Annotated in this window: 17 protein-coding genes, 1 tRNA gene and 1 pseudogene; 5 read left to right on the top strand and 14 right to left on the bottom strand. The window is 37.4% G+C overall.

What is annotated here, in order from left to right:
* Positions 1–3: 3 nt before the first annotated feature.
* From pxpA to BXY82_RS09290, 4 genes and pseudogenes are all read right to left on the bottom strand, one after another.
* Positions 4–744, bottom strand: a complete 741-nt coding sequence (pxpA, locus tag BXY82_RS09305; protein ID WP_133757922.1) for a 5-oxoprolinase subunit PxpA — start codon at positions 742–744, stop codon at positions 4–6.
* 303 nt (positions 745–1047) lie between these two features.
* A complete protein-coding gene (locus BXY82_RS09300) occupies positions 1048–2274 on the bottom strand; it encodes an Nramp family divalent metal transporter (RefSeq protein WP_133757921.1) in 1227 nt (408 codons plus the stop codon).
* Positions 2267–3385, bottom strand: a pseudogene (locus BXY82_RS09295) (DUF2891 domain-containing protein). Before BXY82_RS09295 ends, BXY82_RS09300 begins: the two are co-directional and overlap by 8 nt.
* Positions 3386–3454: 69 nt before the next feature.
* A complete protein-coding gene (locus tag BXY82_RS09290; RefSeq protein ID WP_133757920.1) occupies positions 3455–4993 on the bottom strand; it encodes a YifB family Mg chelatase-like AAA ATPase in 1539 nt (512 codons plus the stop codon).
* 171 nt (positions 4994–5164) lie between these two features.
* On the opposite strand from BXY82_RS09290, the gene BXY82_RS09285 reads away from it, so the two are divergent.
* Positions 5165–6634 carry an SLC13 family permease gene (locus BXY82_RS09285; protein ID WP_133757919.1) on the top strand — a complete coding sequence of 490 codons (1470 nt, stop codon included), beginning with the start codon at positions 5165–5167 and terminating at the stop codon, positions 6632–6634.
* Positions 6635–6683: 49 nt separating this feature from the next.
* Here the strand turns inward: BXY82_RS09285 and BXY82_RS09280 are convergent, their stop codons facing one another.
* The 4 genes from BXY82_RS09280 to BXY82_RS09265 form a co-directional block, all read right to left on the bottom strand.
* Positions 6684–7643 carry a YheT family hydrolase gene (locus BXY82_RS09280; protein WP_133757918.1) on the bottom strand — a complete coding sequence of 320 codons (960 nt, stop codon included), beginning with the start codon at positions 7641–7643 and terminating at the stop codon, positions 6684–6686.
* A gap of 32 nt (positions 7644–7675) precedes the next feature.
* On the bottom strand, positions 7676–9298 hold the full coding sequence (gene ade / locus BXY82_RS09275) for an adenine deaminase (protein WP_133757917.1): 1623 nt from the start codon (positions 9296–9298) through the stop codon (positions 7676–7678).
* A complete protein-coding gene (gene tilS, locus BXY82_RS09270) occupies positions 9299–10609 on the bottom strand; it encodes a tRNA lysidine(34) synthetase TilS (protein ID WP_133757916.1) in 1311 nt (436 codons plus the stop codon).
* 79 nt (positions 10610–10688) lie between these two features.
* Positions 10689–11978, bottom strand: a complete 1290-nt coding sequence (locus BXY82_RS09265; RefSeq protein ID WP_133757915.1) for an anthranilate synthase component I family protein — start codon at positions 11976–11978, stop codon at positions 10689–10691.
* Positions 11979–12059: 81 nt separating this feature from the next.
* Here BXY82_RS09265 and BXY82_RS09260 point away from each other — a divergent pair, with 81 nt between their 5' ends.
* From BXY82_RS09260 to BXY82_RS09250, 3 genes are all read left to right on the top strand, one after another.
* A complete protein-coding gene (locus BXY82_RS09260; protein WP_133757914.1) occupies positions 12060–12950 on the top strand; it encodes an aldose 1-epimerase family protein in 891 nt (296 codons plus the stop codon).
* A 105-nt stretch (positions 12951–13055) separates the two neighbouring features.
* Positions 13056–14405 carry a DEAD/DEAH box helicase gene (locus BXY82_RS09255; RefSeq protein ID WP_133757913.1) on the top strand — a complete coding sequence of 450 codons (1350 nt, stop codon included), beginning with the start codon at positions 13056–13058 and terminating at the stop codon, positions 14403–14405.
* Between the two features lie 16 nt (positions 14406–14421).
* The gene (locus BXY82_RS09250; RefSeq protein ID WP_133757912.1) at positions 14422–15201 is read left to right on the top strand and encodes a S1/P1 nuclease; all 780 of its coding nucleotides are present in this window, start codon (positions 14422–14424) and stop codon (positions 15199–15201) included.
* 231 nt (positions 15202–15432) lie between these two features.
* Here BXY82_RS09250 and BXY82_RS09245 read toward each other — a convergent pair.
* From BXY82_RS09245 to BXY82_RS09230, 4 genes are all read right to left on the bottom strand, one after another.
* Positions 15433–15508, bottom strand: a tRNA-His gene (locus tag BXY82_RS09245).
* Positions 15509–15605: 97 nt separating this feature from the next.
* Positions 15606–16322, bottom strand: coding sequence for a bacillithiol biosynthesis deacetylase BshB1 (bshB1, locus tag BXY82_RS09240; RefSeq protein WP_133757911.1), 717 nt, complete (start codon positions 16320–16322; stop codon positions 15606–15608).
* A gap of 4 nt (positions 16323–16326) precedes the next feature.
* Positions 16327–17220, bottom strand: coding sequence for a 23S rRNA (adenine(1618)-N(6))-methyltransferase RlmF (gene rlmF, locus BXY82_RS09235; RefSeq protein WP_133757910.1), 894 nt, complete (start codon positions 17218–17220; stop codon positions 16327–16329).
* A 40-nt stretch (positions 17221–17260) separates the two neighbouring features.
* The gene (locus tag BXY82_RS09230; protein WP_133757909.1) at positions 17261–18430 is read right to left on the bottom strand and encodes a trans-sulfuration enzyme family protein; all 1170 of its coding nucleotides are present in this window, start codon (positions 18428–18430) and stop codon (positions 17261–17263) included.
* Positions 18431–18654: 224 nt separating this feature from the next.
* On the opposite strand from BXY82_RS09230, the gene BXY82_RS09225 reads away from it, so the two are divergent.
* Positions 18655–19326, top strand: coding sequence for an HAD family hydrolase (locus tag BXY82_RS09225; protein ID WP_133757908.1), 672 nt, complete (start codon positions 18655–18657; stop codon positions 19324–19326).
* Between the two features lie 73 nt (positions 19327–19399).
* Here BXY82_RS09225 and mscL read toward each other — a convergent pair whose 3' ends face one another.
* Both mscL and ccsA read right to left on the bottom strand, forming a co-directional pair.
* On the bottom strand, positions 19400–19858 hold the full coding sequence (mscL, locus tag BXY82_RS09220) for a large conductance mechanosensitive channel protein MscL (RefSeq protein WP_133757907.1): 459 nt from the start codon (positions 19856–19858) through the stop codon (positions 19400–19402).
* Between the two features lie 109 nt (positions 19859–19967).
* Positions 19968–23162, bottom strand: coding sequence for a cytochrome c biogenesis protein CcsA (ccsA, locus tag BXY82_RS09215; protein WP_133757906.1), 3195 nt, complete (start codon positions 23160–23162; stop codon positions 19968–19970).
* Positions 23163–23314 lie beyond the last annotated feature (152 nt).

Below are 23314 nucleotides of genomic sequence, written 5' to 3'. Positions count from 1 at the left end.
AATCTATATTATAGCAACATGGTTTTGTAATAGACATTCGGTCAACTTTTTTAAATGGGCCTCAGCATTAGGATGATCGCCATGAATGCATACGGTCTCCGCTTTTAAGGAAACCGTTTTACCCGTAATCGTTTTGACCTCTTTACGCAACACCATATCAAGCACCTGTTGGCAAACCTGATTTGAATCAGTAAGCAAAGCTCTAGTGTCAGATCGTGATACTAAAGTTAAATCTTCATTATAAGCCCTATCTGCAAAGGCCTCAAAAACCATGGGAATACTTTCTTGAATGGCTAATTCGGCAACGTGCGACTGGTAAGGCGCATAAAGTTTGACCGTATTATCAAATTGTTTCATTAAGTCTACTACAACTTTTGCATAGCGCGCATCGGTATTGGCTAAATTATAAAGCGCTCCATGAGGCTTAATATGGTTTAAACTTTCATTTTGAGCCTCTAGATGTTTTATAAGCTCTTGCACTTGATTTATTAAGGATTTTAATAAGGTAGCGTCGTCCAAATCCATTGATATGCGTCCAAAATTTTCTTTGTCAGGGAATGATGGATGTGCTCCAATTTTTACCTTATTTTCTTTTGCCAGAGCAATTACAGATTGCATTGTTTGTGCATCTCCGGCATGACCGCCACAGGCAATATTACACGAAGAGAGAAATGGCATCAATTGCCCTTCATTATTTAGGCCTTCGCCTACATCAGCATTGATATCTATTGTTTTTCTCTTCATTATATCTAACAGGAAATTCACTAACTAAAGTTTTTAATCTTTGGGTTTTAATCTGTTGACTTATTATTTTTTCAAAACGTTGCCCAACAAATTGTTTATCTGCTTTCCCATACTACAAAAAAATCCCCGGATATCTCCGTAATCAGCGGGAACCAATAATAAGCGTATAAAAAATTATCCCGGAGATCCTCGCAAATTTACGCTGAACAAAAATACCTATTTGTTCTTTTTTTGACGAGAACCCTTAATCATACAACTTTGGACAGTCCATCAATCCTAAAAATTGCGACCTTGAAAATTCTTCTAAATAATTTCAAAAACTTTTAAAATACTCTTTGCTCCTAAAAAAATCGCCAATCCTAAAATGATATAGCCGATAACATTTTGGATAATAGTATTTTTATAAACTCCTAAAATACTGGATTTGTTCATCACCCATAACAAAAACGCCGCAATAATTGGCAACAATAATCCATTGGTAATTTGGGCAAATTTGATAATTTCAATCGATTTGAAACCGATAGACGAAAACAAAACACCCATACCTAAAATACTAATCCAAACGGTTTTAAATTGTTTTGATTTCATATTAGAGGACCATCCCAAGCAACCAGTTGTGACATAAGCTGCTGCTAAAGGCGCCGTAATGGCACTGGTTATGCCAGCAGCAAATAATCCGATGCCCAAGAAATATTTGGCAAACTGCCCAAATAAAGGCTCAAGACCTTTTGCTAAATCGGCCGCACTTGCAATATTTTGGGCATCAATGGCAGCCGCTGAAATGATGATGCACATAGAGACGATTCCACCCAATACTACGGCTACAATAGTATCTTTCCGTGCATATTTTAAATCCGTTTCATGATGCCATTTTTCCTTGACCAATGAGGCATGCAAAAAAAGATTGTAAGGGACAACAGTTGTACCGATTAAGCCAATAATTGTTAACAAGTTAGCTTCTGTTACTTTCGGAACAAACAATCCTTTAAATATATCAGACAAATCCGGTTTTGTTATAATTTCAGTGAGCAAAAATGCTATACTCATCAATATCACTAAAGTCACCAATACCCGCTCTAGGACTTTGTAATTTCCTATATAAAGTATTATAAAAGCAATAGCGCCAATAATCAGACTTAATATATTTATATCAAAATTCCCGATAGCTACTGAAGGATTGCCTAGAATGGTTTCCAATCCTAACACACCTCCACTAATATTTCCAGCCTCGTATGCGGCATTACCAATAACAATGGCAGATAAGATTAAGAGTATGGTGAGACCTCTCAAAATAGGGTTATCAATTTCAGTTCTAATAACCTCAGCCAGACCTTTTTGAGTAATAATACCTAAACGCACTGACATTTCCTGAAGCACTATCGTAGCTAAAATTGATAAGCCCATGGCCCAAAGCAATGCGTAGCCAAAATTTACACCTGCCAAAGTACACACCGTCACTGTTCCCGGACCTATAAAAGCAGCAGCAACTAGAGGACCCGGACCAATGTTTTTAAACCAATTTTTAATCACGTGTTATGGTATTTAAGGCATAAATTGCAAAACTGCCTAACCAATGCCCGCCTTCATAACTGTCGCCTACAATACTTGGCAAGGAATAGTTGATGTGTGCATTTGCTGTATTTTTTAGATGTGCATATTCTGGTAAATCTTTGGCAATTTCATATAAACTCCATGCTCTTGAAAAATTAACGCCATCCAAATGCACCAATTTGCCATCAGTTCTGTCGCTCACGATGCCGGGTTCCAACTTAAAGTTCTTATCTTTTAATTGTGGTAAAAATTCAGCCAACCAACTTTCAAATTCTTGTTTAGGCAACACCCTTTTCATTAATGCCGCTTCTTCAAAACATGGCGATAAAAAATCAAATCCACTTGGTTCCTACGATAATGGACAATTAACATCTTGTAAATAAAAATCTTTCGCGCGTTGCACAATAAGCGCTTTTAAAGTATCATCTCCTACCGTTACAGCATAATCGTAGGCAAAGGACAGTCCGAAAGCGGTATTAGGATGCTCACCAACACGAATAGGATAATTAAGCTTTGGTAAAAATTCGATGTATTTTTCTACAATAAGATCTGTTAGGGGTTGCAAATTGGATTCCAATTCTCTTGCTAGAGGGGCATCCCAGGTATGCAATTCTTCAGCAAGTTTCAATAACCACGCCCAACCATAAGTGCGCTCATAACTTGTATTGTGCTTCCCAAAAAAATATTGGACTTCATTTTGTATGTTTTCTTTAGAGATATTTTGTTGCAACATTTTTTTGATCTCTTCTGCATTCTCGAGTTCTGGAAATTGCTTTAGCAAACTGACCAGACTCCAATGACCATGTACTGCGGAATGCCAATCAAAACATCCATAAAATGCCGGGTGGAGTGTTTTCGGCTCTTGCAAATCTTCCTTACCACCAATGGTTTGACCTAGTTTATTAGGATATTCTGTCTGAATGCAATGAATGGGTAATTGTGCCAACCGATTGGCTTCTTCTAAATGAAGTGTAGGTGCAGTTACCTGTTCAATTTCAACAGTAGTTATAGGTACATTTTTCTTTTTTTCTTCGGATTGTTTGCAGTTTAAGACTAATAAAAAAGGAATAGTGAGTAGTAATGATTTCATGAAGAGTGTATAATTTTTAGTACTGTGATTATAATTTATGCTTAATAAAATATTTCAATCTAAAAGAGGTTAACCTAACCAGCCATCTCTATCCAAACTTCTGTATTGAATGGCTTCACTAATATGAGAACCGTTGACCTCAGCCACACCTTCTAAATCGGCAATAGTTCTTGAAACTTTTAAAATACGATCATAAGCTCGCGCCGATAAATTTAAGCGTTCCATTGCTGTTTTTAAGAGATTTTTGGAAGCATCATCCAAAATGCAATATTGGCGGATTTGCTTGGTATTCATTTGAGCGTTGTAATGTACGTTCTGATTGTCTTGAAAACGTTCGGTTTGTCGCTCTCTAGCAGCTGTAACTCGTTTTCTGATGTCAATAGATGCTTCGCCCTTACGTTCGTCAGATAATTTTTCGAATGGGACAGGTGTCACTTCAATATGAATATCAATCCGATCTAAAAGCGGTCCTGAGATTTTACTCAAGTAGCGCTGCATCTCTGCAGGAGACGAGGTTACTGGCGCATTAGGATCGTTAAAATAACCGCCCGGACTCGGATTCATACTGGCTACCAACATAAATGAGGATGGATAAGTTACTGTAAACTTCGCTCTTGAAATTGTGACTTCTCGATCTTCTAAAGGCTGCCGCATCACCTCCAATACATCACGTTTAAATTCTGGCAATTCGTCCAAAAACAACACGCCATTGTGAGATAATGAAATTTCTCCGGGTTGGGGATAACTGCCCCCACCAACTAAAGCAACGTTCGAAATGGTATGGTGCGGACTTCTAAACGGACGTTGCGACATTAGGCCTGTATTGTCCTTAACACGACCAGCCACCGAATGGATTTTGGTGGTTTCTAAGGCTTCCCGCATGGTCATGGGTGGCAAAATACTTGGTAATCGTTTTGCCAACATTGTTTTTCCAGCACCTGGAGGTCCAATCAAGATGATATTATGTCCACCTGCCGCTGCAATTTCCATACAGCGTTTTATGGATTCTTGACCTTTAACATCTGAAAAATCAAATTCCGGGAAGTCTAAATTTTTATAGAACTCTTCCTGAACATTAATTACGGTTCGTTCAATCGGTTCGTTTTTATCAAAAAAATCGATGACTTGCTTTATATTTTCCACACCATAAACTTCCAAATCAGAAACAATGGCGGCCTCTTTTGCATTTTGCATCGGTAAAATAAATCCTTTATAGCCTTCTTCCTGTGCTTTAATAGCGATAGGCAATGCACCTTTTATGGGTTGCAAATTGCCATCCAAAGCCAATTCGCCCATTATTAAATAGTCGTCTAAATGGTCTGCTTGAATTTGTCCCGTGGCCGCTAAAATACCAATGGCTAAAGTCAAATCATAACTAGAGCCTTCTTTGCGTAAATCGGCGGGCGACATGTTAATGATGATTTTTTTTCCCGGAATTTTATAGCCGTTGTTTTGCAATGCAGCGGCAATACGATAGTTACTTTCCTTAATTGCATTATCTGGAAGACCTACCAAATGATAGCCTACACCATTGTCAACGTTCACCTCAACAGTAATGGTTGTGGCCTCCACGCCAAAAACGGCACTACCAAAAACTTTTTTTAGCATAAGGTTTTGATTTGGTTAAATGTAGGAAGAATGCTATTAACTACAAAGTAGAAAACAACTGTCGATAACAAATTGGTTTAAAGAGGCTGATATTTTAGTGCTAAAGCGATACACATTTTATTTTTAATCAAAGTACTAAATAACATATCTTAGTTGCACCAATCAAAAATTATGAGCACTATTAAACGCATCGGGTTTTTCTTAGGTCCATTAGCTTTTATTCTGATTCTACTCTTTTTTAAACCTGAGGGTCTTTCTACGGAAGCTAGAGCCATACTGGCCTCCACGGCTTGGGTAGCCATTTGGTGGATTACCGAAGCCATTCCTATTGCAGTGACGGCCCTATTGCCAATAGTTTTATTTCCGTTATCAGGTGGATTGGACCTTGGCACCACTACAGCGTCATTCGGACACAAGTATATTTTTCTATATATAGGCGGCTTCATCATTGCCATTGCCATTGAAAAATGGAACCTTCATAAACGCATTGCCCTCAACATCATCAATTTTATTGGTTCTGACATTAAGAAAATCATCCTCGGTTTCATGCTCGCTACCGCTTTTTTGAGCATGTGGATTTCTAATACCGCAACGGCAGTCATGATGCTACCTATTGGCATTGCCATCATCACCCAATTAAAAGACAATCCCCATACGGTAGCAAATGAGACGGATGTATTTGGAAAAGCATTGATGCTGGCCATAGCCTATAGTGCTTCCATTGGTGGCATTGCAACCTTAATTGGTACGCCGCCAAACTTGATTTTAGTGGGTGTTGTTTCGAATATATATGATTACGAAATTACCTTCTTACAATGGTTTATGTTCGGTTTGCCAATTTCACTTGTACTCCTTTTTATTTGTTGGAAATATTTAACCTCCTACGCATTTAATTTTACTCAAAAAGAATTTCCTGGAGGAAAGACCGAAATCAATCGATTATTGAAATTGCTCGGCAACATAAGTTATGAAGAAAAAATGGTAGCGATTGTTTTTGGAACAACAGCTTTCTTTTGGATTACCCGGTCCATCCTATTTGACAAACTCATTCCTAAATTAGATGACACCATTATTGCCATCATTTTTGCAATAGTCCTATTCCTGATCCCTTCAAAAAATAAAAAAGAAAAATTAATGACTTGGGAAGATGCCGTTAAACTGCCTTGGGGTGTAATCCTATTATTTGGTGGTGGATTAGCAATTGCAAGCGGATTTGAATCGAGCGGATTGGCAGCGTTTATCGGCAATCAAATGACCACGTTTGCTGGTTTATCGACCATTATTTTAATTCTTCTACTAATTGCATCCATCAACTTTTTAACGGAAATCACTTCCAATACCGCAACTACGGCCATGTTGTTACCTGTATTGGCTCCCATGGCGGTTATTGTAGACATTCATCCATTTATCCTAATGGTGGGCGCCGCGGTGGCTGCGTCCTGTGCGTTTATGTTGCCTGTAGCTACGCCTCCAAATGCCGTGGTTTTCGGCTCTGGGTATTTGCGCATTCCTGATATGGTAAGCAAGGGGGTTGTGATGAATGTTATATCTATCGTCATTTTGACTTTGTTTGTCTATTTTATGTTGCCAATGCTATGGGATTTGACGGTGGAAGGCTTTCCTGAGGCTTTGAAACGATGAGATTTTAGAGACACGAATTGACACGAAACTGTCATGGTTCTTACGAGTGCTAATTCGAGTGCTCTTTTACGAATTCCAAGGCACGTTTCTCTGTATAATAAAATCCGCCGCGTTGCACAAAACCTACGTGACCACCATGTTTTGGCATTTCTAAATAGAGGTTAGGATTATTTTTGGCTGCTTTTACTGGGAAACATTCTGGGGTTAAAAATGAGTCGTTGAGCGCATTGATGATTATACTCGGGACTTTAACAGAAGGTAAAAATTGCAGACAGCTGCTTTTTTCATAATAATCTTGAGCGTTTTCAAATCCGTGCGCTTTTGCAGTGTATACCTCATCAAATTCAGTTAAGGTTTTTATGGAATTCACCTCTTCCAATGATAAATGCTCAGGGAATAACGCCTGCTTAAGCTTTAAACTGTCCACCAATTTGGTTTTAAATCGGTCGTGAAATAATTTATTCTCCAAACTGTGCAAACGTTTGGCGGAATGCTGTAAACTACATGGCACGGAGATTCCAATACCCGCTTTCACTTGTGACGGAACATCGCGTTCCCCTAAATATTTTAATGCTAAATTCCCACCTAAGCTGATCCCATAAATAAAAACCTCAGCATAGTTTTTATCCATAATGGCGTGCATTACAATGTCGTGCAAATCGTCCGTTGCACCAGAATGATAGGCATAATATTTTCGGTTAGGTTCGCCGCTACAGCCTCTAAAATTTACGCTGATGGCATCAATACCATTCTGATTGAACAATTTTGCCGTTCCCGTTAAATACGGACGTTGGCCATTGCCTTCCAATCCATGAAGTAAAATGATCACTTTATCAGATTTTTGCTCGGCATAACTCCAATCCAAGTCAATAAAATCGCCATCTGCCAATTCTAAACGTTCACGTTTTTGCTCTAATTTGACTGTTCTGAACAAGCCAGAATAAACGGTAGCAACAAATCCTTTTCTGAATAAAAATGGTGCTTTAAATGAAGATTCTAAAATGGGCATTTTTGATTGTAAATTAACTGGTTATTAAAATTTTAATCTACGGCAACAGTGGTAAACTTAAATTCTTTCCCATTAAAAAGGCCTTTATCACTCAACTTTAATGCAGGAATAACTAAAAGCGCCATAAATGATAGCGTCATGTATGGTGCATTTAAAGTGCTCCCCAATTGTTTCGCCATATTATCTAATTGAGCATACACTTTGCCTACAGTTTCACCATCCTTATCGCTCATAATTCCGGCAACTGGCAAAGGTAAGATGTGTTCATCTGCATTTGAAACTGCGCAAATTCCGCCCTTATGTTCTATCACCAAATTGACCGCTTTACAAATCATTTCATCAGAAACACCAACGGCAATAATATTATGTGAATCATGACCCACGCTACTTGCAATAGCACCTTCTTTTAAACCAAAATTTTTGATAAATGCGATAGCTGGCGGTAGGTTTTTATATCGATTTACCACCGTCATTTTAAGAACATCTGTTTTTATATTTGAAACGACATTCCCATTTTCAACCAAACTTTCTTCGACAACTTCATTGGTGACCAATTGACCTTCCAGAGCTTCAATGACACGAATGTGTTTGGAATTGGATGGGAATCTAAATTTGCTGATTTCCTTTTTTGAGGTATTGAAATTATTTAGATTTTGGAATGTTATTTCTTTAACTAGTGATTTTCCTTGATCAAAAACCAACTCACCATCAATATATGTTTGCAGGGTTTTAAATGTTTTCAAATCTTCAACTACAATTAGATCGGCAGCATCGCCACTATTTAATGTACCAACATCCAAACTATAATGTTTTACAGGATTAAGACATGCCACTTGTAAGACTTTAAAAACATCCATGCCTTTTGCGACTGCCCTTGCACAAAGATCATTGATATGGTGCAACAGCAAATCGTCAGGGTGTTTATCATCACTACAAAACATCATGTTTTCAAAATGCTCCGGTAAAAGATCGATAAGGGCTTCAAAGTTTTTGGCGGCACTTCCTTCACGTATCAAGATTTTCATCCCTTTTTGAAGTTTTTCGAGTGCTTCATCGTAGGTAAAACATTCGTGATCTGTAGTAATACCTGCCTTGATGTACTTCGTGATATCGTCTCCTACAACGCCTGGCGCATGGCCGTCTACAGGTTTATTATAATGTTTTGCCCACTCGATTTTTTTCATCACTTCAAGATCATCAAACAACACGCCGGGATAATTCATCATCTCCGCCAAATATTTAATGTCGGGATTCTCAAGCAGTTTTTTGATGCCGTCAGCATCTATAATAGCACCCGCCGATTCAAAATCGGTAGCTGGCACACATGAAGGCGCTCCAAAATTAAATTTAAAAGGCACTTTCTTTCCGTTCTCAATCATAAATTCAACGCCATCTACACCTAGCACATTGGCAATTTCATGCGGATCAGAAACGGTCGCAACGGTACCATGCGCGACCGCCAAACGGGCAAACTCACTCGGCACCAACATTGAACTTTCTATATGGATATGCGCATCTACAAAACCAGGAAGAATATAATGTTCAACGTTGTGGTCCTTCTTGGTAATATTGGTGATTTTCCCATGTGCAATGGTGACCTCTCCTTTATAAATACGGCTATTTTGAATGTCGACAATCTGTCCTTGTAACTTCATTTACTGTACTTCAATTTTTAAAATATTAGTGGTGTTCTCAGTGACTTTAAATCGGTCATCTGCACGTTTCCCCACAACCCAAACCACATCGCCAGCAGATTCTAAAATCCACACTTGCTCTTTTTCAATCAAGGAGAATTTCTCATCCTTAAAATATTTACTCAGCTTCTTCTTCCCTGTCATTCCTAAAGGATAAAACACATCGCCTTCCTCCCATTTTCTTAAGGTTAATGGAAATATCAGTTTTTCAGTATCAACATAACTAATGTTTGGAGCTGTTTCAGAAATGGCATCAACCTTGTCAAAAGTCAATGTTCCAAAAGGCACTGCAATTTCTTTCTCGTTTTCTTCAATAGATATAGGCTGTGCTTCAGTTTCCCAATCAATTTCACTCAACAACAAAAAATCGCGATCCTTCAGCAGTCTGTGGGTGGATGAAAACACATGTTTTCCTGATTGTGCATCCAATAGATTCACCACATCAGTCCACGCCGTAAAATTAAAATCCTTTAAAAGTTGGTAGAGATATGCTTTAGGATTAGAGAGTTTTTTAAGTTTATGAACATCCAATTTAATCTGATCGTCTTCAACTTTAGTGAATTTCTTCTGAATGCGTACAACACTGTCGTCAATTAGATCTTGACTATCCTGCAGATTTGAAATAGTGGTTTGAAAATTCTGAAGCAATTGCGGATTCATTTGTTTCAATACCGGAATGATATCGTGTCGCAATTTATTTCTCAAATATTTGGTGGAGGCATTACTACTATCTTCACGCCATGACATTCCCTGTCCAATAGCATACACCTCTAACGTTTCTCTAGAAAATGGCAATAAAGGTCTGACAATGTTACCCGCCATTTCTGGAATTCCAGTCAAGCCTTCCAAGCCCGTTCCACGAGTTAAGTTGATTAAAAAGGTTTCGAGATTATCATCCGCATGGTGTGCAGTGAGGATATAATCAAAATTTAGTTGTTCAGCCAGTTCATGAAACCATGTGTAACGCAATTCGCGAGCAGCCATTTGGATGGAAAGCCCTTCTTCTTTAGCGTAGGTTTCGGTATCGAAACTTTCAATAAATACTTCCATATCCAAATCTTCCGCCAACTGCAATACAAAATTCTCATCAGCATCACTTTCATCACCTCTCAAATTAAAATTACAATGTGCCAAGGACACTTTTAGGTTTAAGTGATGGCATAAATGTGCTAAAACCACACTGTCAAGACCTCCAGAAATTGCCAGCAACAATCGGCTGTCATGCAACATATTTAAATTGGTCCCAAGATGTTTTTGAAAAGTATCTAGCATAAGTTTAGTATTAGGTGTTTAAAGAATGGAATGGCGGAACTCAGCATTTTCTCTTCGCCACGGTTGTCTTTAAATATAATTAATTTTCCAGCACTTCCTTCATGGCTTTCGCCTTAATCAAGCACTCCTCATATTCTTTAAGAGGATCACTTTTTGAAGTAATGGCGCTGCCTACAGAATAGGAAACATAGTTGTTATCGGCATTATAAAGGATACTTCTGATAACCACATTAAAATCGAAATCGCCCGAAGGTGTAAAATAACCGATGCTCCCAGAATATAATCCGCGTTTGGTTTCTTCCAGGTCCTCAATAATTTGCATGGCAGAAATTTTTGGTGCTCCCGTCATACTTCCCATAGGAAACGTGGTTTTTAAAATATGAACCGGCGGAATTGTGGCTTCTACTTCAGACGTTATTGTCGATATCATTTGGTGTACTTGTTCAAAGGTATAGATGGCACACAATTCTTCAACGGTAACACTGCCTTTTTTTGCGGTGTGTGACAAATCATTACGTACCAAATCAACAATCATGATGTTCTCACTTCGCTCTTTTGGATTGTTTTCAAGTTCGTTTTTTAAATTTTCATCTGCCAATTGATCTTTTGATCGCGAGGCCGTCCCTTTAATAGGTTGGGAAATTACCTTGTTCCCAATTTTCTTTAAATATCTTTCTGGAGAGGCAGACAATAGATAGTGATCATGATTCCTGAAATACGCCGCAAAGGGCGCTTTAGAAATGGCATTCAGTTTTCTATAGGTAGCTAAAGCATCAATATGTGTCTTTTCAGCATAAAATTCGTGACAAAAATTGGCCTCATAAATATCGCCTCTATGAATATGGTCCAACATGGTATTGACTTTAGCAACATACTGCTCTTTGGTCAATCGCATTTGAATGTTTAAAAGCTTTGACGGTTTTGTTGGTTCATCGAAGTCAATTGCGGCAATTTCTTTTAGATCAGATTCAAATTCGTCATCCACCATTCTTAGATAGTCCATTTCGACAATATCACCTTTAATTAAGAAAATCTTTTTAGGTTGAAAAAAGAAAAGATCTGGAAACTCTAATCCGTCAAAATGCTCCGATTTTAGGTTTTCAAGATCATTTTTTAAATCGTAGGTTAAGTAGCCAAAAATCCAATCTTTAGTGATGGCTTGATATTCTTGTAATTGATCGAACCCCTGATGACTATCCGTAGAAATACATGTAAAAGCATCTACCGCCAAAACGGCATCATAGGTGCTGTAGTTTTGCTGATATCTATTGGAATCTAACCAAACTACTTCCTCAAATTGTTGGCTCCACTGTAAAAGTTGCGCTTTAAAATCTGGGTTCGCTATCGTAAAAGTATGTCGTGTTCTCAAAGCTCAATTTTCCGAAGTAAAGTTAATCACATTCTGCTAACTTATTAAGAACTTTGTACTTTAGTTGAAAATATATTGCTCATGTTTAGCTTAAAAAATGCACTTTTAGAACTCGCCATTCATCCAACTGGCGCGGAATTACAAAAAATATCCGCCGTAAAAAATAATATGGAATTTATGTGGGATGGCAATCCTGAGTTTTGGACAGGACATGCACCCAATTTATTTCCTATTGTAGGTGCTTTAAAAGAAAATACATTTTTTTACGACAACAAATCATACACTTTACCAAAACATGGATTTGTAAGACACAACACTTCCTTTTTGGTTGAAGAAAAAAGTGACCAGCAGCTGACTTTAAAATTAGTATCATCAGAAGAAACACTTAAAAACTATCCATTCCAATTTGAATATTTGGTCAGTTATGAGTTGCTGGACAATCGCATTAAAATTACCTATACCGTAAAAAACAAGGACGAAAAAATCATGTATTTCTCGGTTGGTGGACATCCTGCATTTAAATGTCCACTAAACTCTGATGAGGTATATTCTGATTATACTCTAGAGTTTAATCAACCGGAAAACAGCGTGACACATCTCATTAATATGGAGAATGGTCTCTTAAACTTAGACTCCAAACCTATTTTTTCGACGCCACAAACCCTCAATTTACATGAACATTTATTTGATAAGGATGCGCTTGTATTTAAAGATCTTAAATCAGATAAAATCACCTTAACCAGCAAAAAATATGGCGAAATTTTAAACGTAAGCTTCCCTGATTTTCCATTTATGGGAATTTGGGCCAAACCAAAGGCTAATTTTGTCTGTATAGAACCTTGGCAAGGTGTTGCAGATTCAGAAAACAGTACACAACTTTTAAAAGACAAGGAAGGTATTATTGCATTAGACAAGAGCAAGATATACAGCGCTTCCTACACCATTGAAATACATAAAACGCATTTAGCATAAGTTATTAATTAGCTTTAACTTTGCCAATTGTGCAAAAAAGCCATGTAGTTCCTTAAAACTTAAGCTTCAACACAACATATTAAACATCATTTAAAAATAAATACCTTGAGCTTTAAAAACCTGAACTTAAATACCCCATTATATAACGCCCTAGACGATTTAGGGTTTACCACGCCTACCCCTATTCAGGAACAAGCCTTTAATGTGGTGGCTTCAGGAAAAGACATGGTGGGAATTGCACAAACGGGTACTGGTAAGACATATGCCTATATGTTGCCAATTTTAAAGAATCTGCCGTATTCAACACAAGACAATCCCCGAGTGCTGATTATGGTACCAACGCGAGAGTTGGTTGTTCAAGTGGTAGATGAAATTGAAAAATTGACAAAATATATTAACGTGCGCGTTTTAGGAGTATATGGCGGTGTAAACATCAATACACAAAAACATGCCGTAGCGCAAGGTTTGGACATTGTGGTGGCTACTCCAGGTCGATTGTTCGATTTGGCTGTAAGTCATGTGTTGCAATTAAAATCCATTCAGAAAATGGTAATTGATGAAGTAGATGTGATGCTCGATTTAGGTTTTAGACATCAACTGCTTAATATATTTGATATTCTTCCCGAACGCAGACAGAATATTATGTTTTCTGCCACCATGACGGATGATGTGGATGAATTGATTACCAATTTCTTTGTGAAACCCGAGAAAGTAACCATTGCTGTATCAGGAACGCCATTAGAAAATATCAGTCAAGTACGCTATAATGTACCTAATTTTCATTCAAAGGTAAATGTCTTGAAACATTTATTGGCTGATAAAGAAACCTTTAACAAAGTGTTGATTTTTGTGGCCTATAAAAAAATGGCAGATTTATTATTTGACAAAATAGAAGAACATTTTCACGATGAAAGTTGCGTCATCCATTCCAATAAAACCCAAAATTACCGACTCAGGAGTATTGAACAATTTAGAGAAGGCAGCAATCGTATCTTAATTGCAACAGATGTTATGGCACGCGGACTGGACATCGATCATATTAGTCACGTTATTAATTTTGATACGCCTAATTACCCTGAAAATTACATGCACCGTATTGGACGTACCGGTCGTGCAGAACGTGAAGGTCAGTCATTATTGTTCTCGACAGAAGCCGAACAGGAATTGGTATCTGGTATTGAAGCATTGATGCAAATGGAGATTCCATTAAAGGAACTTCCTGAAGGTGTAGAAATGTCCACTGAACTTTTGGAAGAAGAACGTCCACAGTTTAAGGAGCGCAACAACCCTTTAAAACGACGCGACGAAGATGCTCCAGGGCCTGCTTATCACGAAAAAAAGGAAAAAAATAAGAAAGAAAACTTAGGAGGATCGTACAGACGGGAGATCGTTAAAAAGTATAAAAAGCCGAAAACTAGAGGCGACAAAAATTATAACAGACGCAATAAGAAATAATACGACTTTAAATTTTATGAGACCAATTCCAGTACTTCTATTACTCCTGGCGTTACTTGTTAATACACAGAGTTTCGCGACTAAAAAATGGGGCGCCACAGGACATCGTGTGGTGGGTGCTATTGCTGATCAACATACAACCAACAAAACCAAACGTAAGCTCAAAAAGCTATTAAACCACCAATCTTTAGCGTTGGTATCTACGTTTAGCGATGAAATAAAATCCGATCCACGCTATAGGGAATTTGGCGTTTGGCATTACGTTAATATGTCTTTTGAGGACACCTATGAAACGTCTACAAAAAATCCTGAAGGCGATATAGTGACAGGAATAGCAAAATGCAAAAGCATCATTACAGATGACAATGCGTCCGATGAGGATAAGGTATTTTATTTAAAAATGCTTATTCATTTAATTGGCGACTTACACCAACCGATGCATGTAGGCCGTGCAGAAGATAAAGGAGGAAATGATATTAAAGTTAAATGGTTTTACAAAGAGACTAATTTACACAGAGTGTGGGACAGTCAGATGATTGAATCTTACGGAATGAGTTATAGTGAGCTATCCGAAAATGCTGATCGTTTATCAAAAGCGCAAGTGAAATTTTTACAAAAAGGTACGGTCGTAGATTGGGTTAATGAAACCCAAGTTCTCACTAAAGATATTTACAATTCCATTGAAGAAGGCGAAAACCTGCGATATGAATATTCATATAAATATTTAAATACGGCGCGAACGCAAATGCAAATTGCGGGTATCCGATTGGCTAAAGTGTTGAATGATTTGTTCTAATTACATCTTAGTCATGTCCATATAAAATGAGACATCATCACATCATTTTTGCCTCATAGACTACTTATAATATGGGACTTCTCCTAACGTCAGAATGACAAATTGCAATGGAATGGCAGGGTAAATAAATTCCATAACTTTTGAACTTGACACGCCTATTCGCCCAATAAGCTATTTATTCAACATTGGGTACAAAAGAAGCCCTCAAATTGCTTTGAAGGCTTATATTTTGGGTGGAAGACCGGGCTCGAACCGGCGACCCTCGGTACCACAAACCGATGCTCTAACCAACTGAGCTACAACCACCATGTAGCCACATCTTGCGATGCGATCCAACCTCTATTGGTTGGGAGGTGCAAATGTAAATTATTTACTAATGTTTACAAAGACTTTTTATAAAAAAATTACACTAAATCGAATAAACTTTTAACTGCTGCGTAACGTTCTACCGTAAAGCCCTCGGCGTATTCAGTTCCTATCAATCTTCCCAAATCACGGGCCCTATAATTAATACTATCTGTAAAGTTTTTACTACTAATTGGGGTTTGCGGCGCTTCACTCTCAGGGTCAAAGAATTGCGTTTTATATGCAAGTACCGCTTCAATTTTTTTATCTATAAACCCAGTGACATCAACCACCACATCTGGCTCGATATTTTTCCATTGTATGTAATGGTATACAAATTTTGGTCGCCACTGCTCTTGAGGTTGCCCATCCAACTCCGTTTCAATTTTCATCAGGCCGCTCAAAAAACAAGCATCACTCACCAACTGACTACCTTTACCATGATCTATATGACGATCATTAATCGCATTGCATAATACCATTTCAGGTTTGTACTTTCTAATCATCTTAATCAACTGCAATTGATGTTCTTTATCATTACTGAAAAATCCGTCAGCAAAGCCCATATTTTCTCTTACCGCCACCCCTAAAATTTTGGCCCCTGCTTCCGCTTCTGATTTCCTCGTTTCTGCAGTACCGCGAGTCCCTAATTCGCCACGCGTCAAATCAATAATACCTACTTTTTTGCCGTTATGTACTTCTTTCGCAATAGTTGCCCCACAACCTAATTCTATATCATCTGGGTGTGCACCAATAGCTAATATATCTAATTTCATCTGTTTATTTTTTATTCCAATCGTTTTGCTCATCTTCTGTTAAAAAACTCCAGGCGACTATTCTGCTCACTTTGTTACCTTGAATCATATCTAACACCTCAAATTGGGTAGCACCCAATTTTTTTAAAGAGGCTCTCATCGATTCTACATGGTTAACGTTAGACACCAAACTCGTAAACCAGAAACATTGCTGTTTATACTGCGAACTTTCGTATAAATAATTATGTAAAAATGCTTTTTCGCCACCTGCATAACACAACTCTGTTGGCGTCCCACTAAAGTTTCTCACCACTTTGTCTCCACCCTTTCCCAATCCTTTCAATTTGGTTTTGGTAGCTTCTAAAGCGTCGGCTTGACTTTTGTAAAATGGCGGATTACATACAGATGCCGTAAATCTATCGGTAGATTTTATAACTCCCTTTAAGATATGTTGATAGTCTGGTTGTAATCGCAGCTCGATAGCAGCAGTTATATTGTTTTTTTCAATAATGTTTTGAGCAATCTGTAGTGAATTTTTATCGACATCAGTACCTACAAAATGCCATTTGTAAATACTATGGCCCAATAATGGATAGACAGCAGTGGCACCTGTCCCGATATCTAAAATGTGTACTGTTGATTGAAGCTTATTTCTTCTCAAAAGATCAGCTAAATGGTGCATATAATCGGCACGACTCGGAATGGGTGGACACAAATTCTGGTCAGGAAACTCCCAGAATTTGATATCATAATGCGTGGCTAACAATGCCGTATTTAAAGCTTTAACCGCCAAAGGATTAGAAAAATCTATGGTTTGGGTTTGATAGTCATTTATAAAAACATGCTCCTTCAAAGCATCATAATTTTTTACAAGTTCATCAAAATTGTATTTCGTATTGTGATAAGAGTTTTTATGCAAATTGGTAAAGTTTCTAGGGTTTGTAAAGTTAGGTTTTATGCTATGCCATCTGCGTGTTTTGCTTTACCTTAAGGATGGCTTGTTCAATGTCTGCTATCAAATCCTTTTTTGATTCGATACCTACTGAGAACCGGATTAAATTATCGCTCACACCAATGGCATCTCGTTCCTCTTGACTTAATAAAGAATGTGAGGTTTTGTGCGGTGATAAGACCGTACTTTCCACACCTGCCAAACTCATTGACGATTTGATCAATTTTAGCTCCTTTTGAAATGCCATGGCATCCAGACCGTCTGCCAATTCGAAGGACAACATGCCTCCAAAGCCTTTCATTTGAGATTTTGCCAAATCGTATTGCGGATGGGATTTCAATCCAGGATAATACACCTGTTTCACATTGTCATGTTGAGATAAAAATTTGGCCAACTTTTTAGCATTTCGGTTTTGCGCCTTTACCCGTAAAGCTAAGGTTTTCATGCTGCGTTCTAACATCCAAACCGTCATATCACTTAAACTGCCACCTAAATTTTTAGCAACATTCCAAATAATTTTCATATGAGCCTCATTACACACAACAGCTCCTGCTAAAATATCAGAATGGCCACCCAAATATTTGGTAGCGGAATGCATGACGATATCAATTCCAAAATCGATTGGATTTTGATTTACAGGACTGGCAAAGGTATTGTCAATAGTCGTCATCAGATTTTTGGATTTTGCCAAATCTGCAACGCCTTTAATATCAGTAATTGTCAAGAGTGGATTGGACGGTGTTTCAATATGAATGAGTTTAGTATTTGGACGGATAGCAGCTTCAAAATCAGAAACTTCATAGCCATCCGTAAACGTAAAGTCGATTCCATATTTAGGAAATTCTTCTCTAATAAAATTACTGGTGCCACCATATAAAGTGTTTTGTACCACAATATGATCGCCGTGTTTCAAAAACGCCAGAAATACAGTGCTAATAGCCGCCATGCCGCTACCAAACAGCATTCCAGCTTCGGCATGCTCTAATGCAGCAATTTTCTTTGAAGTAAATTCTTGATTTGGTGTATTAAAGTATCGCGGATAACGCTTTATTTGAACATCTTCAAATTCATAAGAAGTAGACATATATATAGGTGACACAGCGCCTTTAAACTGTTCGTCCTTAATTTCGCCAATGTGAGTGCAAATAGTATTTAATCCGTATTTTAATTGAGACATGTGAGCTGCTATTAGTAAGGTTTAAAATTACAAATAATTAGGAACACATTTACATAATACAACCTTGCTTTTATATAAAAACAATTTGTTCTTCTCGCTGACGCAGCTACATCCATGCCTTAAAACGTTAATTATTTACTGATTATCCAAAACTTCACACCTATTATTGGGATTGAAGTCCAATTCTCTTATATTCGTAGTGCTATTAATTAATTACCATCCAAATGCTTAAAGCCGTATTGTTTGATATGGACGGGGTCATCGTAAATACTGAACCCCTCCATCGCAAAGCCTATCACTTGATGTTTAAAGATGTCAACATAAGTGTGCCAGAACCTCTATATGCCTCCTTTACAGGCCAATCTACAAAAGCTATCTGCGAAACCCTGGTTGAACATTTTAATTTGCCTCTAAGTCCGCAGACTCTAATTGGATTAAAGCGCGATCACTTTAAACATCTATTTGAGAATGATGATGCTTTGACCCTCTTACCAGGTGTCCTAGAGTTAATAGAAGAATACTATAACAACGGTTTAACTTTAGTGTTGGCTTCTTCTGCTTCTATGGAAAACATCAACAACATCTTTGAGCGTTTTAATTTAAACCAATATTTTGTTGCAAAATTGAGTGGTGCTGATTTAAAAGCATCCAAACCACATCCTGAAATATTTGAAAAAGCTGCGTACGTTTCTGGACATAAACTTCACGAATGTATAGTGATTGAAGATTCCACCAATGGGGTTAAAGCCGCAAAAGATGCTGGAATATTTTGTGTAGGCTATGATAGTCTCCATTCTCATGATCAGGATTATAGCTTGGCAGATATTGTAGTGAATGATTTTAAATCGATCTCTTACCCAAAAATCCTTCAGCATTTTACTGCATTGATTACTTAAAAATAATATTATTAACCGTTTTTACCCACTTACTACAGCGTTTTCTGATTGTCTTTAGTGACCATAGTGGTATTTACTTATTATCCTGACCGTTTTTGGTTTTTAACAGTTGATTTTGTTCTTGAAGCAATTCTGTCAATTGGGATAGCAACTCAATATCCTTTGGTGTTTTTACGGTTTTATCTTTAGGATCTTGTGCTTTATTTTTAAGACTGTTTAAGAATCTGACCAAAATAAAAACGGTAAATCCTATTATGATAAAATCTAAAAACGTTTCAAATAACTCGCCATACCCTATGGCCACTTCATCTGCAATTAATTGCCCTGCTGCATCAGTCTCCTTTTCTCTTAAAACAAAACGTCTATCCTGAAATTTTAATCCATCGGTCATTAAAGACAATGGTGGCATTAGCACCTTTTTAACCAGTACATCTATGACTTTGTTAAAAGAAGCACCTATTATAATTCCGATGGCCATATCCATCATATTCCCTTTAACGGCAAATTCTTTAAATTCTTTAAAAATTTTCATGAGTTCTTAAAATTAAGATTTTAAAAGCAACTATTAATTGATGCTCTAAATTGCAAAAGCCATAAACAAAATTGTTTATGGCTGCTTTATTTAAATTGCTATGTAATTTTTACTTTTTATAATAAACAACGTATTTTCTGTAAGCTAAAACAGCTATCACGGCTACAACACCTACTGTAATGGCTATAAATTTTAAACTCACAATTTGGTCTCCACTTGCATAAGCATGCAAACCTGACAAATAGAAATTTACCCCAAAATAAGTCATCATAATACTTGCAAAAGCGATGATAGACGCAAGGTTAAATCCAAAACGCCCGCGCAGTCCAGGAACCAATCTCATATGGATTACAAAAGCATAGACCATAATGCTGATCAACGCCCATGTTTCTTTAGGGTCCCATCCCCAATAACGTCCCCAACTCTCATTGGCCCACATACCTCCTAAGAAGTTTCCAATAGTTAATAATACCAACCCTGTAGTTAAAGCCATTTCATTAATTATGGTCAACTCTTTGATACTTAGCAACATCTTGTCTTTATTCTTTTTATTGGTCACAATCATAAGCATTAAACTCACCGTACCCAAAATCATTCCGAGGGCAAATGGCCCATAACTCATTACAATTACAGCTACGTGAATCATTAACCAATAACTATCCAAAACTGGTTCTAGAGTTGAAATTGCAGGGTCCATCCAATTCCAATGGGCCACCATTAGGATGATTGAAGTTACAAAGGCTGTAGAGGCAAGGGTAAGATTACTTTTTCTGCCAAAAGCCAATCCAAAAAACATTGTCGCCCAGGCCACATAAATCATAGATTCATAAGCATCACTCCACGGCGCGTGCCCTGACAAATACCAACGTACCCCAAGACCGGCAGTATGCACTAAAAATAACATTAAAATAATAACAGAAAATATCTTTACGCCCAAATTTATTAGTTTACTGTTGCCTTTGAATATTTGAATAATCAATAAAATAAACATTAAAGAACCTGCGTACATGTACCAGCTGAAAAGGTTTTTAAAAATGTCATATTTATTATAAGCAATCTCAGTTTTAACCTTCTCGTCAGAAAGCATCACTTCACTTCCGTATTTTTCTTGCGTTTTTTTAATGCCCATAAGGACATCTTCAGCTTTAGAAAAATCGCCGTCCTGTTTTGCTCTATTCAGAGTCAGCAAATAGGCGCTGAACCCATTATTCATAAAATTTCCTAAGAGTGAATCCTCGATTTTTTCTCTGTAATTTCCATCTCTAAACTCATTGGATGAAATCCATTTATTATTGTCATCATTAGGTACAGGGAAAATTTTCATAGCCCTACCTTCTAAGGCGTTGTGCAATAAATTAACCCGCTGGTCTGCCTCTTTAAGTTCTTTTTGCGATCCATTTGGAACCTGAGCTCTATAAGCATCATTTAAATACGGTTCTAATTTATAAGTGCCATCTGCGGTAAAAAAATCGATGAAAGCAACGTGCTTTTTATCCATGGGCACTCCAATTAACTTTCTAATAGTATCGGCTTTTTTAGGCGCTAAATAGATGATTGGAACGTTATACCATAACAACGGACTTTCCTGAATGGAAAGCATAATTTGGTTAGCATCAAATTCTTCGTAAGTATCATGTTTACTCAGTTTTCTCAATATTTCTGAGGCGTAAGTATCCATTGGCATCATACGTCCACTGTAATCCTGTACAACAAGGTGTGCAAACTTATCAGCATGCGCTTTTGGCGTGATATTGGCCCGGAGTACCGAATCTATCTGTGCCTTAGTAGGCCTGCCATGATCATGACCATCATCAGGAGAATGCGTTTGTGAAAACCCTAAAGTGGTACATCCTATAACAAGGATAGTGATGACTTTGCGCTTTTGTTTTTTAACTTTTTCGAGCATTTTGTTAAGATCTGCAAAACGGGTATTCTTGTCAAACCAAATAGCCATCAAACCAATATAAAGGAGAAAATACCCAATGTAGGTTACCCAGGTACCCCAAAAGTCATGGTTAACAGAGAGAATTGTACCCTTTTCATCGGGATCAAAACTAGCTTGGAAAAAACGATAGCCCCTATGGTCTAAAATATTATTCATATAAATATGGTAGTCAAAATCTCCTTGCTCCTTATCCAAAACCGTAACTTTACTCTCATAAGAAGAGTAACTTTTTTCTGTTCCTGGAAATTTTTGTGCGATGAAATCATTCAATTTAACTTCAAAAGGGAGTTCTATTAATTTAGAACCGTATTTTAAAGCCACCGTAATATTACCAAAATCAACCTGTTCAAAAGGATTGTTTTTATAGGGTCCACCTAATACATTAACGCGTTTGGTTTCTCCGTTAACAGTTACTTTCATTACCACCCCATCTTCATCACCTTTAAGTATTTCTGATTTTTTAACCACATCAAAAACACCTTTCACAATTGGCTTTGGAAAAACCATAGACATATTACCAATTTGATAACGTGATCTTAATATTAAAGGTTGAACGCTATCTTTTACTACAGTTCCTGTGGCTCTTGTGGCCATTGTCATGTAGTTTCCTTCATAAGGCGATTCTATGGTGAGGCCACCATCAGGAGTACTGGCAATGTTAATGGCACCTGGTGTTGGTTTATCTAAAGCAATCAAAACGTTATGTAAGTTTTGAACTTCTCCAGATTTTAAAAAGTGATTGTGAGGCTGACCTTCTCCAGCTTCCACCAATTTTAAATACGATTCTCCAGATTCATCTGGGATTACATCAGTTTCGGCACCCTTAATGTATTTTTCAAGTTCTATCGTAACAGGAATGTTATTATAATCAGTCTCAGCCTTGAAAGTATTATTCAGACGATAGGAAAAATCAACCTCACGTTCAATAATTTTGCGTTGGGCCATTCCGTCTACCATATAATCGCCATCAATATATGCAGTAACATATGTTTTTTGAGATAGAAATTGCTTTTCGGTTTCACCTTCTCTAATGGCAATCATACCCTCATAACCAATATATCTTGTGATGAATGCTCCAAAAATGATGAGCACAAAGGATAAATGCAATGTTAATGTTGCCCATTTTTTCCAGCGCAGCAAGCGGTACCGAAACATATTGCCAATAAAATTGATCATGAAAATCCCCATAATGGCCTCAAACCACCAGGCATTGTAAATCAAATGTCGGGTATAAGGCGTTGGAGATGTATCTTGATTGGCGTCTAAAAATGTACCGATGGCCATGGCTAAGGCAAAAACAACAAATAAAATAGCTGTTAATCGGGTGGAGAAAAGAATGTTGGCTAGTCTTTTTTGCATAGTAGAAGGACGGTTTTTTGGGCTTTCCTTTAAGTTGTGCAAATTTAGCCAATTTTGTTGATTGGAAAGAAATTAAAAGATGTTAAAGTTGATATAATTTGGAGAAACACGAATTGCCCAGAATGAGGCATGTCAATACCACAACATTACCA

This window comes from Gelidibacter sediminis (genome assembly GCF_004364975.1).
Taxonomy (GTDB): Bacteria; Bacteroidota; Bacteroidia; order Flavobacteriales; family Flavobacteriaceae; genus Gelidibacter; species Gelidibacter sediminis.
Note: the sequence above shows the minus strand (reverse complement) of the source record. Positions and strands in the feature narration are given on the sequence as shown.